Origin of the sequence: Candidatus Desulfatibia sp. (genome assembly GCF_036446775.1) — a bacterium.
GTDB lineage: Bacteria > Desulfobacterota > Desulfobacteria > Desulfobacterales > UBA11574 > Desulfatibia_A.
On the sequence record NZ_JAZFTO010000255.1, the window covers coordinates 22,820 to 39,843 of the forward strand.

A 17,024-nucleotide genomic window follows, 5' to 3' on the forward strand; every position below is an offset into this window, starting at 1 on the left:
GGAAACCAGAGCGATATCGTCGTAATATAGGTAATAACAAGCAGGGCGGCCAGCATGATAATCATAAAGGGTGCCGCTCTTTTTTCAAAAGTCTCGAAAAAGGAGAAGATTATTAATGGATATTGGCGTTTAAGTTTTTGCGGAAAGATTCTGGGCAGCATCCACCAGGTCTTTGAGCGGGAAAGGTTTTGTGAAAACAACATCAAAGTCGCTAGAGTTAAGGAACCAGGGTGTTCCGGAAAAACCAATGATGGGGGTAGACGATCTTTTGGAATTGCGGATGTGTTGAACAACGCTAGGGCCATTGACACCCGGCATTAGCATATCAGTAATAACCACATCAAAGCGGCCTTCGTCAAACTTTTGGATGCCTTTGAGCCCGTCTGCGGCAGTTTCAACCTCAAAGCCGGCTCTGGTCAATGCCATTTGAACCACGTCCAGAATCGCTTTTTCGTCATCAATTACTAATATTTGGTGCATGTCTTAACGGATTATAATTAAAATATGACGCACATTAAAATCACGGTGAGATATGCTTAAAAACTCATTATATCGCAAGTCTCAACAAGTTTTGCAAGAGAGTACAACAAAGTGGTATATCTGTATGAGCTTGACGCGGCGGCGTCAAGCCTAATGAAACCGGTTTAGCCAGGAGTTCTCGGCGTGTTATCAACAGTTTGTATGTGTTTGATTTAGCAGACTATTTTTTGGCAACGGTTGCTAACCAACTAAAACCACGATGTTTTTAAAGCGTAATTTTTTGCCAAGCATATCAAACGGTTTTAGCGGAACGGCCAGTTTTGAACAAAAAATGATTTCTCGCAAAACCTCCTTAAAGCGCTTATTTTCTTTATTTTTCAAAAAAGTTCTTCAGCAAAAACACATTTTTTGCATGTAAACTCACCCAACAGATTGGAATTTAAATGCTATAAGTGTTATGTACAGACCTCGTCATTCACCAGATAAAAATGACCGGAGACTGTTATATACTGCGGGATTTCATAAAAATTGGACATCCGGTCGGTCTGGGTTAGGAGGTTCAGCGTTCAGCGTTCAGCCTGCGACGAGCTCAGCCGAGTCGGGTTAATCGCTTCGCGCTTTTTTTCTATAGCATTGATTCCATAGGGATAATTAAACGAGAGGATCAACCTCTGAACCTCTGAACCTTTGAACATTGAACCTTAGAATGGCAAGGCTTATACCCATTATATACCGCCTAAAATCATGCTTGATTTTTGTGGGAAACTAGCTATTTTAGCCATCTATAGTTTAATTCGTGACTTTTTACGAGATCATCAAGTTGCAGCTGTTCCGCTTCTCGAAGATCCTGCTACGGGGCGGGGCGGTGCTCGTTCGGTTAGGATGTAGCAAAATAAGGATTTCACCAAAAAAGGTATAATATGGACGCAGAATTACCCGCAAGCCTGTTTTTACAGAAATCGGTACGTTGGCTATTTGTTTTTGTCTTGAGTGTTTGTGTGTCAATCCTGGCCCTCAACGCGAAATATGCTAATATTTCCACGGCAGAGACAAAAAAGGTGACAATTAAGATCAACACCCCCCCATCTGCAGCAAAAAATCTTGCTAAAACCCAGCCGGAATACAGGCCCAGGTCTGTTTTCGGCAAGAAAGGGGAACATTTATTACATCCGATTATACTGCAAACGGCCAATCGCTATCAGATGGACCCCGCCCTTGTGAATGCTATTGTGATGGCGGAGTCCGAATATAATCCCAGAGCGGTTTCCAAAAGAGGCGCCCGGGGCCTTATGCAGTTGATGCCCGCCACTGCTGCCGCCCTCGGCGTAAAAGATAGTTTCAACCCGGAGCAAAATCTTGACGGTGGCGTCAGATATTTTAAACAGCTTGTGAATCGGTTTGACGGAGACATTAAGCTGGCGCTGGCAGCTTACAATGCCGGCAGCCGAAAGGTCAGGCTTTATCGGGGAGTTCCGCCTTTTAAGGCTACCAAACGCTATATTAAAAAAGTGTTCTTATATTATCAAATCTACAAAGATCATATGGCTGAAGCACCTGACAGAGTTTAATGCTGATGTTTAAGGCGCGACCTGCTTTTGTCTCTGATTTGGAATCATCACATCAAAATCTCTACCGGCAGTCCCCGCAACCCCCTTAAAGCTCAACACGAAAGCACCCAGAGTCGTCCCGGTGATTCCATGCATACAAACTTTTCTTGCTGTTTGAGCTTGTCTGTTTGGTATGATTCTTCTATAGTAATGTCAACAGCAGATGAACCTGGTCAAAAAATGAAACATTCTATCAACCTTATCAAGGAGGACCAATCCCATGAAAGTCGTAGCCTTTAACGGAAGTGCCCGGAAAAACGGCAACACAGCCATTCTTATCAACATAGTTTTAGGCGAGCTTGAGAAAGAAGGGATAGCAACAGAGCTGGTACAATTTGCCGGCGAAAAAATACGAGGATGTCTAGCTTGCATGAAGTGCTGGGAAAATAAAGATCAGCGATGTTCAGTGAACAACGACATATTAAATGCTTGCATTGAAAAAATGATCGAGGCCGATGGTATTATTCTTGGTTCTCCCACATATTTCGCGAACGTCTCTACAGAGCTTAAGGCCTTAATTGATAGGGCCGGCATGACAAGCATCGCCAACGACAGGATGTTTAGCCGCAAAGTCGGCGCTGCCGTTGTTGCCGCTCGCCGTGCAGGGGCCCTCCATGTATTCAATTCCATAAACCATTTCTTTTTCATTGGGCAGATGATTGTCCCCGGTTCCATTTATTGGAACATGGGTTTTGGCCTGGACAAGGGCGAGGTGGAAAAAGACGACGAAGGCCTTAATACCATGAAAAGCCTTGGTGAAAACATGGCTTGGATCTTAAAGAAAATTCACGGAAAATAAATAAAACTCAAGGATTTCTTTAAAACTGCCGATATATTAGTTAGCACGAATTTTCTTGTTTTACATTTTGCTGAAGGGCAAACCTTCCGAAAGGTTGGGACGCAAAGCTTCCGATCTAAGTCCGTTTTAAGCGGATAAGATAACGGGGTTGCTAAGCTAAAGAAATAGAAACCCGTTTCTACTCGGAAGCGGGTTTTTTATTCAGATTGAGCAGTGTATACGATTCCAAGAAAAAAACTCGGCCATCCTCTTTGACCTTAATGCTGGGAAAGGCCCGGTTTTTAGTAAAAAAATGGACAAAAAATTCCTTCAAATTAGTGAATATTATATAACAAAAAAACCTATGCTGGTAGGAACGCTGCTGGGGTCATGTGTATCAATATGCCTGTACAATAAGTGCAACGGCCATGCGGCCATGAATCATTTTTTAATGCCATCAGCTGTCAGAAAAGCAATGCAAAACAATCCCGGCAAATATGGAGAGAGTTCATGTGAAATGATCATTCGGTCTTTGATGAGCATTGACCCGGATGCTTCTCATTATTCTGCCCAGATTTTTGGCGGTGGCAATATGTTTAGCCTGCGTAATTGCATAAGAGATATTGGGGAGCGAAATATAAAAATTGCCGAACAGGTGCTGGCAAAACACAAGATACGTATTATTCGCCGAAAAACAGGTGGTACCAAGGGGATGAAAATTTTATTTAACACAGCTAAAAATCAAGTCGATTGTCGCAAATTAAGTGACACGAAAGATAGCAAAAGACTTCAAATACAATACGAGAAAGCCTTTAAAACGATAGAGGAGATTTTCCTGAAGCAGACTAACAGGTTCCCCAAAGACTATTTTGCAAAGTCATAGTTAGCTGAATGGTAACGGTGACAAATCTTGAATAGGTACGAGGTCGCGAGACCGTTAGCTATTAACCTGAAAGGAGATTATTATATCAGTTACCCTTATGGATATGTAGGCAGAGGGCGGGTTCGTGTGGTAACACACGGGCTGAACTTGCCCCGACACGGTACCGAGACGGCTCGCAGAATATGCGGGTTTTATCCAGTCAGGGGTGCTGGCCAAAGCCGCAGGCCGTAGCGTTAAGCGAATGGTGCAGCCTCGTAAGATTTGATCGGGCGGCTATAGCTGGGCCTACGGCTCGGAGAGAGTCCGATTGAGGGATAAACCCTGCAAAGCAGGGATACGCGCCGATCCTCTCTAATCAGGGAGAAGGCCGGAGCTATCAGGGAAGCAAAGGGCATAAGCACCTGGTAGGGACCCGGGGTGTCGGAGTGGCCTGGAAGTGATGACGGGCAGAACAACATAACCTGCCTTGAGCGTGGGGCCATACTTCGACCGTGTTTAGGCAGTGAGTTGAAATGCGGAACAGGGGATAGATTTGATGGTGAGGATAATGTGCGGGTTTACGGGGCCCCCGCTTTAACAAAACCCAAGCGGCAGTCGTTGGGGAACGGTGCGACAACCGGGTAAAGAACTCGAACTGTCCCGAATCATCTTCGGTTTATACACCAGTTGCATTTCTCTCTGGTAACAGCAAGAAAGCATGCGTGCTCAAGGAGCTATTAACGTAGCGGAATAAAGTTTCTGACTTGCAGTCTAAACTGTCCCATGCAGCGAAGCAGTCGCTGGATAGGAGATTCGGGGCTTTTTACGATAAGATCTATCGTGAAGATGTTGTATTGGAGGCCTGGAAGCGCGTAAAGGCCAAAAGCAGTTCTGCGCAATATGGCCTTCAAAGCGTTCGATGGGACGCATCAAGCAGCGAGTACGCGAAGTGGTAGGGCGGCGTTATAGTCTATCGCTGGAAGAGTTGATAAAGGAACTGACACCGGCAATAAAGGGTCGGAACAATTATCACAAGGCGACCAGAGCAGTGCTCAAGCGGCTTCGCAAGCTTAATGCGTTTGTCTGTGAACGGCTACGAATATTCCTGAAGCGGAAGTACAGTGATCAATCGAGGGGCACCTGGAGAGTCCACGACAATTTAGTCGTTCGGCTGGGATTATACCAGTTCGGTTAATCATTGTAATTCAACGACAACGGTTACTGATAAACTCATGGCCTCCGGCTCGGAGAGCTTACGGCTCGGAGAGGCAAGGTCGTCGGAGAGTCGTACCGGGGAAAACCCGACGTCCGGTTCGACGAGGGGACTAAGGGAAGGAAGGTATGGTAGTCGGACTGAAGCCTACCGGGAAACCGGTGGAACTGCCACCGACGCCCATAGCCACTGCACCGAGGTTCTACTCTACTGAATAGTGGCATCTTATTCACTATTCAAGACTCGACACCATTTATTTGCACCATTTATTTGCTGTTGCTATAGCATCTCGGTGAGGGTAATCACCTCAACTATCAAGCTTGCACGACCTTTCACGAAAAAATCCGCAAGTTAATCCCGTCTGGTTCATCCGTTGGTTGTGTGACATATGTGATTATTTATCCATTCTGAAAAGTTTATACGTGACATCTTTCCTGAGGCAAGCTCGAGCATGACACGCTCTTGTTCATCTACGCTGGAGATTATTTCATACCCATTCAAAAGACAAGAAACGTTTCCATAGCAGCATGCCCAACTCTTTTGTTCCCATCGACAGAGGGGTGATTCATAACCAAAGAAAAACATAGAGCAGCAGCTTTCGTAACTATATCAGGGTAAAGGTCTTTTTGATCAAATGTTTGACGAGGTTGGTTGACGGCTATTGCCAGGGCGGTTAAGAGGGCCTGGGGTCAAACCTTGATTCGTGATTAATATCATCAACAAATCATTGGTCTAATCAATATAACTATTTGCAATAAATTAACATAATGCACAATAATCAATGATCAAGGTTTGACCCCATTCACTCACTTGTATTAAGGGGTTTTGGTGAAGCGCAGCGCAACCAAAATCCCTCTTAAATGATTTGTTAGGTCATGGGTTGCAATATTTTTTCTATGTTTGCAGTACAAGTTAGCTTCTTGGCCAATACATTATGATGCCAACGCCTATCAGGGCTACTCCACCACCGATAATGTCGAATCTATCTGGGATAATTCCATCTATTTTCCAACCCCATAGAATTGCTAAAACGATAAAAACACCGCCATACGCTGCATAAACGCGACCAAAATGAGTGGGCTGGAAAGTAGGGATTATTCCATAAAGAACCAAGATGATTGAGCCCACAAATGCATAGCTGATAGGTTTGCCTTCTCTCAGCCACAACCAAACAAGATAGCCACCACCTATTTCAAAAAGACCGGCTAAAAGAAAGTAGCCGATCGATTTAATTATTCCTATTGTTTCCATCATGTCTTATTATTTTGACCTAAAAAGTGATTAAAGGGTTTTTTCTTTGATATTACATTTACCTTGTTTCTGGATAATATCCAATTTGTAATGTTATCCAGCAAAAGTCGAACATTAATTTCTGGATCACTCCAACTCTTTTGGAGATGACCTTCATTTTATAGTTCCTCGTTGAAGGTTTGTTTCACGCAAAGACGCTAAGTTTTTATTACAAAACCATCTTTGGGCCTTTGCGCCTTTGCGGGCCAAATTTTCTTTTTCCGTATGGGACTTAGGGCTTATTGGTTAATCTCTTTGTTTTGCCGGGAAGCGTTGCGATGGCGAATAATGGAATATATTGCTGCTGCCAGCGTTGCTGCCAGGCAGATCATGGCAAACAGATCTCCGAAGCGGGAATACCAGGTTGATATGTGCAGCAAGGGCATCGGGCGGGTTATAAAGGCATCCTCAAACAGCCGGGTGGAGGCGACGATCCTGCCGGCAGGATCTATAAAACCGCTGATGCCGGTATTGGCCGCTCTGATTAGGGCGCGCCGGTTTTCCACTGCCCGAAATATTGCCATGGAAAAATGCTGATAAGGAGCGCTCGATCTGCCATACCAGGCGTCATTGGTGATATTTACCAGCAGGGCCGCATTGTTTTGGGCCATCAATCTGGAAAGCTTGGGAAAAATTATTTCATAACAGATCTGTATCCCTATGTTGTAATCTTTCCACCCAATTGTTTGGCCTTGTTTGCCCGGGCGAAAATCTCCCACCCCTTCAACCATTTTATTTATAAACGGCAGCCATTTATGCAGGGGAACGTATTCTCCAAATGGAACCAGATGAGCTTTGTCATAACGCCCGTATACCTTTGGCCCGGGCCCGATCAGGTAAGCGCTATTATAATACTCGACACTGTTTTTCCCGGGACGAAATGAAGGGCTGCCGAACAGCAAGTCTGCCCCGGTATCTTGAACCCCTTTTATAACCAATTGCGAAAGCTTGGTATTTTGTAAAAAATAAAAAGGTGCGGCGGTTTCAGGCCACACAACAAGATCCGGCCGGTCTGCTTTCGATTGCATGGACAGGTTAATATATTTCAGGGTCGAAACTTGCTGAAAAGCCGGGTCCCACTTGATAGCCTGGTCTATATTTCCCTGGATAATTGCAATCCTGGCCACAGGGGCATTGGATGACACGGCGTCGACAGCTTGTATGCGCCATGTTCCATACAACCAAACCAGGCCGAAGATTGTGACGAAAGCAAATAACGATCCTGTGGCCAGGCGCCTGGTAACCATCTTTGCCTGCCAGCCTTGTTTCGTTAAAGCTAAAAATAGCATAAAAAGTGCTGCATTCCCCAATACAATACAAAAAGACACACCATAAACTCCAACCATATCGGCTATCTGTATTATCGGCAGCACTTTAAATTGAGAGTACCCAAGCAGCTCCCAGGGGAATCCTGTGAAAAGAAATGTACGCACATATTCCAAAGCAACCCAGACACACGGCGCCAAAGCAAAAAAAGTGAGGGGCGTTGTGAACAGCCGGTTTATAATAAAGCAAAAAGCAGCCATGTACAGCGCAAGGTAGGCGGACAGCAGGAAAAGAACGGGCAGGCTTAAGTACAAGGGAAGATGTCCATATGTTTGCATGGTAGGCACCAGCCAGTAAATTAGGGTAAGATAATGTGCCAGGCCCGCGCCGAAGCCCAGAACAAATCCGTTTTTAGGTGAAAGGTTTCTTAAAGCAGCCAGCATAGGAACAAGGGCGAACCAGGCCAGCCAGAACAGCTCCGCCTTGGGGAAGGAGAGCGTCAGCAGGAAACCGCTCAATGCAGCGAAAAAGAGTTTCTGTCTGGTGATTTTTTCGGTGATCAATGTTTTGTTAAGTTTCATGCAAATGAATCCCGCTGAAGGCGAGCTGAGAAATTCAAGATAGTAGTACCAAAACGGAAGACGTTTGTACAGGTCATATAAAATTGTAGGCTTGTTAAAAATGAATTGTTTATCGTATATAACGCGCAACATGCAACGCGTAACCCGCAACCACCCAATTGAGTCGGACTCAATTGGGTTTATACATGAAGCTTGTCTGACTTTAACGCGTAGGCAACAGCGAACCCCACCATGAATCCGACCGCAAGATTGGAGGCCAGGGTTATGCCCAGCATCAGCAGGACGACAAAAAGATCTTTGCGCTCTTGCATATCGATAACGGTCAGGGCCAACTGGCTGCCGGCAAATACCAGCAACACACCCAACACACCCATGGGCACCAGATATACTATCGCAAGTGCATGCATGCCTAAAAAAAGCGCCATCAGCAGAAAAAAACTTCCAATGACCAGATTGGAACCTGCGGTCCGGGCTCCAAAGCGATAGTGAGCGGCCAATCCGCCGGCACCATGACAAAGGGGCATGCCGCCTACCAGGAAGCTCATAAAATTGGCCAGAGCCATGCTGATAGTCAGGGCCCTATAGGTAACTTTTTTGGAATCATCACCAAAATACTCTTGGGACAGGTCGGCGTTGGCAATAACGGCATTGCCTATCGTCATGGGCAGTTGAGGAAGCGCTAAAGCAAACAGCGCGAAGGTAAAGTCGGCTTGAGCGGGAAACCCGAACGGCAGTATGTCCGGAAAATAAAGGCCCGGTTTGAGCTTGTCGAATCCTTGGTGGGTGCCCAGAATCAGCCCCAGCAACATGCCACCCAAAACGATCACCAGTCCGGCCGGAAACCGTTTGTTTTCAAGCAGCAAAAGTGTTAAAGCGCCGCCGACAACGCCGACGAGGACACTGGTCGGCAACGGTCCCAGATACTGCAGGGTCAGATAGGGTTCAGCCGCCTGCCGTATCAGTTGGAATTTGGAAGTGCCTAACATGAATTTAATCCCCTGGGCCATCAGGAGGGTGCCGGTGGAAAGTTGTACGCCCCTGACCACAGCTTTGGGCGTATACTTGCCGATGGGCGTAATTGCGTTGGTTCCGCCGATGATCAAAAGAAAAACGCCCATCAGCGCTGCCGAAGCCAGAATCTGGGACGCCGTCATGGCCGTTGCAATGGCATAGGCAGCGATGACCTTCATGGGCTGAACCGGAACCGTAATACCGTAATAAAGACCTGAAATAATAAAAAATATACCAATGGAAAAGAACATGCCCGTGGGACTTAAGCCATTGACCAGGATCATTGCAATGGCCATGGGCAGCAGGGTTCCTATATCTCCAAGGGAGCCGGCAATTTCCAGGCGATTAAAGCGATAACGGGGGCTCATAAGACTTCTCTACACAAAGTTTTTGTGATATGCAGCGTTGATGGCGTCGTAAAAAGTCCCATCTATTACGCCTTTTTATCCCGACGAGGTTTGGCGGGGGTATATGAACCTTTTTACTTAGCCATCTATAGTTGAATGCGCAAAAAGTCGAATTCATCAAGAGCTTAGTATTTAGTGTTTTGTTTCAAATATATACTTATAGAACAGCTTGCTAAAAAACCAAAAACTAAATACAAAATACTTTCGTAAAAAAGCACAAAAAAACAAAACGGAAAGTCAAAAAAATGAATCACATTACATACAGACCTATCGGAAGTATACGCACTCCTTTTAAAAAGCAAGCAGGAATGCCGATTCAGCCATCAGGGGCCAAGGGTGTGCGAGGCACCATCAAAATCAAAAAGGACTATATAGGCGGACTAAAGGATTTGGAAGGCTTTTCTCATCTTGTTTTGATTTATCATTTTCATCTGTCAAAAGAATACGATCTAATGGCGACCCCTTTTCTAGACGATCAGCCACGCGGCGTTTTTGCCACCAGGGCGCCCCGGCGACCCAATTCCATCGGTTTGTCGATAGTTAAGCTTAATGCGGTCGAGGGGGATATCCTTGAAATCGAGAACGTCGATATTGTCGACGGGACGCCACTGCTGGACATAAAGCCGTATGTACCGGAATTCGATGCCCAGACCGAAGTTAAAACCGGTTGGCTGGCCGAGGTTGATGAACGGGTAAAGCAGGCCAAATCAGATAACAGATTTAATTCGAATAAAAAGGTGTAAAGCAATATTTAAATATGCCGATAATATATTTACAAAGCGTTCGGGCGACACCGTACTCGAATAGATGGGTTCAGGCTCAACCGAACATAAAAGGCAAGGCCTTTTACAGGGCCTTGCCTTTTTGATGGATACTATGGATTCATCAAAGATAGCTTTGAATTTTTTCCTTTAGGGACCTTGTTTTGGCGGTAATGTCGGGGGCCTGGGTGATGGCCGTGACCATAGCCACGCGGCGTGCGCCCTTGGCAAGCACCTGGTCGATGTTGGACTCGGAGATGCCGCCCATTACTGTAAAAGGCACATCGATTTCAGGACTGATGGCGGCGATAGCCTCCGGGCCCAAAAAGCGCTCTATCCCTTCCTTGGTGCCGGTGGAAAATATGGGACCGATATTGATGTAGTCCGCGCCTTCTTTTTGGGCCTGGATCGCCTCCTTAAGGGAGTGGGTGGAGGCGCCGATGAGCAGTTCCGGCGCAATCTTCCTGACAGCGTTTAAAGGAAAGTCGTCCTGGCCGAGGTGAACACCGTCGGCCTCTACAGCCATGGCAATATCCACGTGATCGTTGATAATTAGCAGAACTCCCGCCTTGGTTGTAATTTCCCTGAACTTCAAGGCCAGGTCGTATATTTTTTTGCCGGAATATTCTTTTTCCCGCAGCTGAATGATCCTGGCGCCGCCCTGAATTACCGCTTTTAAGACCTCCAGATTGGACCTTCCACGGGACAGCCGTTCACAGGTAACAGGGTATAGGTCGACTTGCCTGAACGCGCTTTTTCTTGCTTCCCGTTTCATTTAGCCACCACCTACCAGCCGTATGATTTCAATGGCATCTCCATCCCGGACAGTTGTTTCGTTCATTCTGTTTTTGGCCACGATTTCCAGATTGCGCTCCACAACAATCGATTTGGGGTTGATCCCCAGTTGCTCGAGCAGTTCGGCTACCGTCAGCGGCGAGGCAAAGTCAGCTCTTTTTTCCCCGTTGATTGTGATTTCCATTTACATTTCACGTTTCATTTTTTACGAATTTATCAAAGTTTATTGAAGAAAGGCCGCATCCCAGTCTTTCCACACAGGCTCGTAGCCCTTGGCTCTGATTATTGCGGCAACGTCTTTAGGAGAACGGTGGTCGGCGATATCAAACTGGGCTTCGGCCTGAACTTCATGAGCATAGCCGCCGGGTGCGGTGCAGGATCCGGCGCTCATGGAAGTTATCCCGATAGGGATCAGGTTGTCCCTGAGATACGCTGACTCGCGGGTAGATAGAACCAGGCCCGCGTCCGGGAGCAAGAGCCTTAACGCGGTGATAAGCTGGACAAACTGGGCGTCAGAGACCGGATAAGGAGGCTCGTATTCACCGGCTGCGGGCCGCAGGCGCGGGAAGGAAATGGTGATGTGTGATTTCCAGAAATTGCGCAAAAGATAGCGGGCATGCAGTGCCAGAAAAAATCCTTCTACGCGCCAGTTGTCAAGCCCCAGAAGAGCGCCGATCCCGATACGGCGAAATCCGGCCTCACCACCTCTTTCCGGTGTCTCCAGCCGCCAGCGGTAGTTGCTCTTGTTGCCGGCCGGATGAACATCACGATAGCGCTTTTCATTGTAAGTTTCCTGATAGACGACCAGGCCGTCCACCCCGTTTGTGATGAGATTTTGGTAGTCGACGGTGGGCATGGGATAGAGTTCGATCGATATGGAGGAAAAACTATGCCGCAATTTTTGCAATATTTTCGTCAGATACTCCATGGTGACGGCCTGCGGCGCCTCTCCGGACACCAGCAATATATGACGAAACCCCTGAGAATACAGAAAAGAAGCTTCGGCCTCGGCCTGCTCCAATGCAATTGTCAGGCGGTCGACAGTATTTTGCACATTAAATCCGCAGTAGACACAAGCATTGGTACATTCGTTGGACAGATAGAGCGGGGCAAACAGACTGATTACCCGACCGAAACGCTGTTGCGTGAGCCGGTGAGCCCTTTGAGCCATCTCCTCCATGGCCTGTTCCGCAGCTGGAGACAGGAGGCTGATAAATCCATCCATTCCCAGGGATCGAGCTGCAAGCGCCTTGGCCACGTCAGCCGGGGTGCGGCTCATGATCTGTTTTTCAATCTCTTCCCAACGCAAGCGGCTTATCTTTTCATAAAAACTCATATTACGGTTGCCTCAAAAAGCCTGTCAAAGGGCTGGAGGCTGAGGCTGCCTTCTGGCGGGAGCTGATTCCAGCCAGAAAGGCTTCTCGACCGGCTTCCACCCCTTTTTTGAAGGCCTGTGCCATTAATGCCGGGTCTGCGGCCACTGCAATGGCTGTATTGACCAGAACGGCATCGGCTCCCATCTCCATGGCTTCGGCAGCGTGGGAGGGTGCTCCCAGGCCGGCATCCACCACTACCGGAACATTCGCCATTTCGATGATGATTTCGATGGATTCTCTGGTGTTAATGCCCTGTTTTGAGCCGATGGGTGACCCCAGGGGCATAACCGTGGCCGTGCCGATATCCTCCAGTCGTTTGGCCAGGATCGGGTCGGCATGGATATAGGGCAGCACCACGAAGTTGTCCTTGACCAGGATTTCGGCGGCCTTAAGGGTTTCGACGGGATCGGGGAGCAGATAGTGAGGGTCGGGAGTGACCTCCAGCTTGATCCATGGTTCGCAACCGGCTGCCCGTGCCAGGCGGGCCAGTCTAACCGCTTCTTGGGCATCCCTGGCACCCGAGGTGTTGGGAAGAAGAAGATAACGACTGGTGTCGATGGCATTAAGCAGGTCATCATCGGGATTTTCCAGATCCACCCTTCTCAAGGCTACGGTGACAACTTCAGAACCCGAGGCCTCTAAGGCCTTTTGCATGACGTTGTTAGAAGAGAATTTTCCGGTACCCATCAGCAGCCGCGAAGAAAAAGGGCGACCGGCGATAATCAGAGAGTCTTCCATTTTGACTTACCTTTCCAATAATAAAAAAACCGTTTCCGATTAAGGAAACGGCTACCGATAAGAGCGGAAAAGGTACCGCGCTTACAGCCGTTTCCCTCCGTTGGCATTATCCACGTCAGGTCTTAAGGGTATTTTCTCAGCCCGGATATACGAGCACCCCTAACGACTATTAATGTAATATGCTAACTATAATTGCATGATCTTCAATTGTCAAATACGGGGCCTGGGTCTTTACTCAGTGTATCTTTTGAAGATTAAAGTGGCGTTTGTACCCCCAAAGCCGAACGAATTCGAAAGGGCAATATCAATTTGGGCTTTAAGGGCTTGACCGCTGACATAATTCAAACCTTTGCATTCTTCGTCAATACGATCAAGATTCAGAATCGGGGGGACGATATTATCCCGGATGGACAATACGCATAAAGCCGCCTCAATAGCTCCAATCGCCCCCAGGCAGTGCCCTAACTGAGATTTGTTTGCGGTAATGAAAGGCTTCTCTTTGCCGGCCCCAAACACCTCTTTTAGGGCTTTTGCTTCGTTAATATCACCTTTAGGGGTGGAGGTTGCATGGGGATTGATCAAATCGACATCTTCCGGCCTGATGCCGGCATCTTTAAGGGCTATTCGCATGCACCGGATCGCCCCGTCAATATCAGGGTCGGTAATATGACTGGCATCCCCGGTCATACCGCAGCCAGTCATTTCGACATAAATTTTGGCCCCCCTGGCCAGGGCATGTTCCAGCTCTTCTAAGATTAGAACCCCCGCTCCTTCTGCCATAACAAAGCCGTTGCGATCTTTATCAAAGGGGCGGAAGGCTGATTCCGGAGTTTTGTATTTAGATGACAACGCCTTGAGAGCATGAAAGCCTGCAACCGTAAGGGGTGTAATCGAAGCTTCCGCTCCCCCGCAGAGAATCGCATCTTCTTTGCCGATTTGAATGCGATGAAACGCCTCCCCCAGTGCGTGCGCTCCGGAAGCACAGGCTGTAGACATACAGGCGTTGATGCCTTTGGCTTTGAAGGAGATGCTGATATTACCGGCCGCTAAATTCGGAATTTCACGTGGAATTAAAAATGGCGACACTTTTTTCCCTTCTAAAAGGCGCAGGTGCTCTCTTTCCAAAGTTTGAATGCCGCCTTGCCCCGAACCGATAATAACGCCGACACGATTAGGGTCAATGTCGCCATTCTCCAAACGAGCGCCAGAATCAGCCACCGCCTCTAAAGCCGCTGCATCGGCATACTCTATAAAAGGATCCATATATTTTGTCTGTTTTAAATCCTCTCTAGAAAAAGCAGGCTTTCTTTGCTTGATGATATCTTTGATATTAAAGCCTTTAACTTCCCCGGCGATAAAAGGAAATTCGTCTGATAATTTATACTTAGCTTTAATTTTTTCTAAATCGCCCCAACCGGCAATCCAGTCGATGCCCGAGCGGCAATCGAGCATGGCCTGCCAGGTTGAAGGCACATCTATACCTAACGGCGTTACCAATCCTAAACCGGTCACGACCACTCTTCTTAGCGTTTGTGTTTTGCTCATGGTTTTAATTCCTTAGGCTGGGTAAAGATCAAAGGGTGGCGGTTAGTTCATAACAATAACCAGCAGAAGCAATATGGTGTATCGCCGGTTATATTAAAGGCATGCTGTTACACTGTCAAGTGGTTTAAAATCGCAATCAAAGGCTGCAATGAGGAGGGGGGTGAACATCTGGATAGAAGGCGATCCGGTTGCAAAGTGCCATCAAGAGCAAGACGCTCAATAAACACCGGTTTTATTTGTCAACAACGCCGCCGACGATCATGGAGAAGGCGCCCGTGCCAAGCAGCAAAATATACATAGGCATTGTTGTGATATATTTTAAGTTTTTTTGGATGCTATGCCATGAAATACTGTCAATCCATTTAAGATATGTTGCATCAAGAACGTCAACAAGGCTTAAACTCTTCCAAACGATATCACCAGGCGTCATCATTGACGATATAGCCTGAAAGCCAACTAATACCAAACCGCCGAGGCATAAAAGCCCACCAACAATATAATACTTAGACATTTAATAGCCGCCCTATTTATTGTTTATAAAATATACGGGTAAATTCACAGAAAACATTTTTTGGGTTAATGGATTTATTATCGGCTGTTTGTGAAAAATACTTAACAGGATTTCTCAGAAAGAATTTAATCGGGCTTTAAGGCATTAAAAATAAAGGATATTTGTCGGCTGGAGAGCAGTCCGGATTTGGCTTTCTAGTTTGATCGCCCATAGACATTTTTTAAGAAAGCGCTTGGCCTTCGGCCTTGTCGGGAGCACGGCTGGCGGGAGTAAGGCGATTTTTGGAGCGGCGGCGCCTTTTTTTCTTCTTTTTGGGGCCCTCTGCGGCCGCTGGTTTTGATTCCGGGGCAAAACCGAAAAGACTGCCCGGGTATGAGCCGGTCCGGGTTTTTTCTGGAGTCGTTGTGCTTTGCTTGCGTCTGCGTTCGTGCCGCCGCGAGGGTCTTCTCCCCCTCCCCTTATGCCTGCCAGGTACCCGCGTGGATATGTCTTTGATAAACCAATCATCTTCGGGCCAAATTGTCGGAATCTTGTAACCGAGCATGGCCTCGAGGGGTTCGAGATGAAAAACATATTTCTCACAGGCCAGTGACAACGCTCGTCCGGTTTTGCCTGCTCTGGCGGTGCGGCCGATGCGGTGGATATAGTTTTCTGAATCCTGCGGAAGGTCGTAGTTGATTACATGGCTGATATCCTCAACGTGAATGCCTCGCGAAGCCACATCCGTGGCCACCAGAATCTTAATCCGGCCGGTTTTGAACCATTCCATCAGCCTGAAGCGTTTGCGCTGGGGCAAGTCGCCGGTGATACCTTCGGCCGGCCATGCGTTACCGCTGAGTTTGCGGGTCAGCCATGTTACGCCGGCCTTGGTGTTGACAAATATGAGAATCCGGCTCCATTCTTCCCTTTTCAGCAGACCCAAAAGAAGGGGCAGTTTCATATCACTGCCAATGTGAAAAAGAGACTGCTCAATGCCCTCGACAATCACCTCCTCCGGCGTAATAGCTATAAACTCCGGTAAGTTCATGTACTCATAGGTCAATTCCATTACGCGGTAGGAGAGGGTGGCTGAAAAAAGCATGGATTGTCTTTTCTCATAGTGGGGAAGCTTGCGCAGGATATAGCGCATATCCTGGGAGAATCCGAGATCCAAAAGGCGGTCGGCCTCATCAACTACCACGGCTTTGATGCCTGTGGTTTTAAAGATGCCCTGCTTTAAATAATCGATTATACGCCCCGGAGTGCAGATAATGATGTCGGCACCTTTGCGAAGTATAGCGGCCTGCTTGCGATAGTCTACTCCGCCCAATACCTGTGCAAAAGTCAAACCGGTATGGCGGCCGAGATCTTGGGCTTCTTCATATATCTGGAGGGCCAGTTCCCGGGTGGGGGCGACAATAAGAGCGGACGGCAATTTAGATTTTTTTGAGGGTAATGCCAAAAGCTTGGTAAAAATAGTAACCAGAAAGGCGGCGGTCTTACCTGTGCCGGTCTGGGCCTGGCCGGCAACATCACGGCCGGCCAAAGAGACGGGAAGAACTTGAGACTGAATCGGGGTGCAGAAGGTATGGCCGGCGTCACTCAGGCCGTCCAGAACCTCGGCAGGAAGGTCGAATTCGTCGAACCTAGTCCGGGTTAGAAATTTAGGCTTATCCCGGCGGCGAGCAGGTTCCGGTGATTCGGTTGCGTCTAACATGATATTTATAATTATACGCTTTTCCTGTTATTTTGCAAGCAACGATATCGGCATCATGCTTGACAATGTAACCTCAATTGAGCGAAAGTCGAGGATGCCCCAGCTCC

Annotated in this window: 18 protein-coding genes and 2 riboswitches; of the genes, 5 read left to right on the forward strand and 13 right to left on the reverse strand. The window is 47.4% G+C overall.

All coding sequences use genetic code 11. From position 1 onward, the window contains the following. Nucleotides 1-129 precede the first annotated feature (129 nt). Entirely contained in the window at nucleotides 130-480 is a 351-nt protein-coding gene (locus V3S16_RS12100) for a response regulator (RefSeq protein WP_413885279.1), read from the reverse strand. A gap of 240 nt (nucleotides 481-720) precedes the next feature. Beyond that, nucleotides 721-861 carry a hypothetical protein gene (locus V3S16_RS12105; protein WP_413885281.1) on the reverse strand — a complete coding sequence of 47 codons (141 nt, stop codon included), beginning with the start codon at nucleotides 859-861 and terminating at the stop codon, nucleotides 721-723. Between the two features lie 539 nt (nucleotides 862-1,400). On the opposite strand from V3S16_RS12105, the gene V3S16_RS12110 reads away from it, so the two are divergent. The 4 genes from V3S16_RS12110 to V3S16_RS12125 all read left to right on the forward strand — a co-directional run bounded on the left by V3S16_RS12110 (nucleotide 1,401) and on the right by V3S16_RS12125 (nucleotide 4,922). Next, complete coding sequence (locus tag V3S16_RS12110) at nucleotides 1,401-2,048, forward strand: lytic transglycosylase domain-containing protein (RefSeq protein WP_413885283.1); 648 nt, start codon at nucleotides 1,401-1,403, stop codon at nucleotides 2,046-2,048. A gap of 259 nt (nucleotides 2,049-2,307) precedes the next feature. Beyond that, nucleotides 2,308-2,886 carry a flavodoxin family protein gene (locus V3S16_RS12115; protein WP_413885285.1) on the forward strand — a complete coding sequence of 193 codons (579 nt, stop codon included), beginning with the start codon at nucleotides 2,308-2,310 and terminating at the stop codon, nucleotides 2,884-2,886. 66 nt (nucleotides 2,887-2,952) lie between these two features. After that, a riboswitch (cyclic di-GMP riboswitch) is annotated at nucleotides 2,953-3,042 on the forward strand. A gap of 136 nt (nucleotides 3,043-3,178) precedes the next feature. Beyond that, nucleotides 3,179-3,748 (forward strand): chemotaxis protein CheD, encoded by a 570-nt coding sequence (locus V3S16_RS12120; protein WP_413885287.1) that lies wholly within the window; start codon nucleotides 3,179-3,181, stop codon nucleotides 3,746-3,748. An 898-nt stretch (nucleotides 3,749-4,646) separates the two neighbouring features. Beyond that, entirely contained in the window at nucleotides 4,647-4,922 is a 276-nt protein-coding gene (locus tag V3S16_RS12125) for a group II intron maturase-specific domain-containing protein (protein WP_413885289.1), read from the forward strand. A gap of 515 nt (nucleotides 4,923-5,437) precedes the next feature. Here V3S16_RS12125 and V3S16_RS12130 read toward each other — a convergent pair. The 4 genes from V3S16_RS12130 to V3S16_RS12145 all read right to left on the reverse strand — a co-directional run bounded on the left by V3S16_RS12130 (nucleotide 5,438) and on the right by V3S16_RS12145 (nucleotide 9,456). After that, a complete protein-coding gene (locus tag V3S16_RS12130) occupies nucleotides 5,438-5,608 on the reverse strand; it encodes a type II toxin-antitoxin system death-on-curing family toxin (protein ID WP_413885311.1) in 171 nt (56 codons plus the stop codon). A gap of 244 nt (nucleotides 5,609-5,852) precedes the next feature. Beyond that, a complete protein-coding gene (locus V3S16_RS12135) occupies nucleotides 5,853-6,194 on the reverse strand; it encodes a YnfA family protein (RefSeq protein ID WP_413885290.1) in 342 nt (113 codons plus the stop codon). A gap of 275 nt (nucleotides 6,195-6,469) precedes the next feature. Continuing rightward, on the reverse strand, nucleotides 6,470-8,077 hold the full coding sequence (gene lnt / locus V3S16_RS12140) for an apolipoprotein N-acyltransferase (protein ID WP_413885292.1): 1,608 nt from the start codon (nucleotides 8,075-8,077) through the stop codon (nucleotides 6,470-6,472). Nucleotides 8,078-8,256: 179 nt separating this feature from the next. After that, entirely contained in the window at nucleotides 8,257-9,456 is a 1,200-nt protein-coding gene (locus V3S16_RS12145) for a putative sulfate/molybdate transporter (protein WP_413885294.1), read from the reverse strand. Between the two features lie 284 nt (nucleotides 9,457-9,740). Here V3S16_RS12145 and tsaA point away from each other — a divergent pair, with 284 nt between their 5' ends. Further along, nucleotides 9,741-10,238: a tRNA (N6-threonylcarbamoyladenosine(37)-N6)-methyltransferase TrmO gene (gene tsaA, locus V3S16_RS12150; protein WP_413885296.1), complete on the forward strand. Its 498-nt coding sequence runs from the start codon at nucleotides 9,741-9,743 to the stop codon at nucleotides 10,236-10,238. A gap of 142 nt (nucleotides 10,239-10,380) precedes the next feature. Here the strand turns inward: tsaA and thiE are convergent, their stop codons facing one another. The 7 genes from thiE to V3S16_RS12185 all read right to left on the reverse strand — a co-directional run bounded on the left by thiE (nucleotide 10,381) and on the right by V3S16_RS12185 (nucleotide 16,917). Next, on the reverse strand, nucleotides 10,381-11,031 hold the full coding sequence (gene thiE / locus V3S16_RS12155; protein ID WP_413885298.1) for a thiamine phosphate synthase: 651 nt from the start codon (nucleotides 11,029-11,031) through the stop codon (nucleotides 10,381-10,383). After that, nucleotides 11,032-11,235, reverse strand: a complete 204-nt coding sequence (gene thiS, locus V3S16_RS12160; protein ID WP_413885300.1) for a sulfur carrier protein ThiS — start codon at nucleotides 11,233-11,235, stop codon at nucleotides 11,032-11,034. A 39-nt stretch (nucleotides 11,236-11,274) separates the two neighbouring features. Continuing rightward, nucleotides 11,275-12,387, reverse strand: a complete 1,113-nt coding sequence (thiH, locus tag V3S16_RS12165) for a 2-iminoacetate synthase ThiH (RefSeq protein ID WP_413885301.1) — start codon at nucleotides 12,385-12,387, stop codon at nucleotides 11,275-11,277. 1 nt (nucleotide 12,388) lies between these two features. Beyond that, the gene (locus tag V3S16_RS12170) at nucleotides 12,389-13,165 is read right to left on the reverse strand and encodes a thiazole synthase (RefSeq protein ID WP_413885303.1); all 777 of its coding nucleotides are present in this window, start codon (nucleotides 13,163-13,165) and stop codon (nucleotides 12,389-12,391) included. Between the two features lie 75 nt (nucleotides 13,166-13,240). Beyond that, a riboswitch (TPP riboswitch) is annotated at nucleotides 13,241-13,336 on the reverse strand. A 60-nt stretch (nucleotides 13,337-13,396) separates the two neighbouring features. Beyond that, on the reverse strand, nucleotides 13,397-14,710 hold the full coding sequence (fabF, locus tag V3S16_RS12175; RefSeq protein ID WP_413885305.1) for a beta-ketoacyl-ACP synthase II: 1,314 nt from the start codon (nucleotides 14,708-14,710) through the stop codon (nucleotides 13,397-13,399). Nucleotides 14,711-14,942: 232 nt separating this feature from the next. After that, complete coding sequence (locus tag V3S16_RS12180) at nucleotides 14,943-15,221, reverse strand: hypothetical protein (protein WP_413885307.1); 279 nt, start codon at nucleotides 15,219-15,221, stop codon at nucleotides 14,943-14,945. Between the two features lie 220 nt (nucleotides 15,222-15,441). Then, entirely contained in the window at nucleotides 15,442-16,917 is a 1,476-nt protein-coding gene (locus tag V3S16_RS12185) for a DEAD/DEAH box helicase (RefSeq protein WP_413885309.1), read from the reverse strand. Between the last annotated feature and the right edge of the window lie 107 nt (nucleotides 16,918-17,024).